1 protein-coding gene is annotated in these 230 nt (G+C 36.1%); it reads left to right on the top strand.

The genetic code is table 11. The annotated features are described in order from the left end of the window. Positions 1-54 precede the first annotated feature (54 nt). On the top strand, positions 55-230 hold a 176-nt coding region (locus HMPREF3264_RS12480), incomplete at its 3' end, for a type I restriction-modification system subunit M N-terminal domain-containing protein (RefSeq protein ID WP_141764486.1).

Genomic DNA, 230 nt, shown 5'->3' with positions numbered 1-230 from the left:
ATAAGTGGGTAGCTATATATTTAATGATTCAGTACTAAATGGAGGGAATGTGCATTGACTACATCAGAGAAGCAACGTCAACAACAAGCAGAACTACAAAAGAAATTATGGTCCATTGCGAACGATTTACGTGGGAATATGGATGCCAATGAATTTAAGAATTACATACTTGGACTTATCTTTTACCGTTTCTTAAGTGAAAAGGTTGAAGAGACATCCGCAAGACTTCT

The sequence above is a fragment of the Staphylococcus sp. HMSC62A08 genome, from assembly GCF_001839105.1.
Taxonomy (GTDB): domain Bacteria; phylum Bacillota; class Bacilli; order Staphylococcales; family Staphylococcaceae; genus Staphylococcus; species Staphylococcus caprae.
The sequence above is the reverse complement of the archived record's forward strand: the minus strand, read 5'-3'. Positions and strand labels throughout refer to the sequence as shown.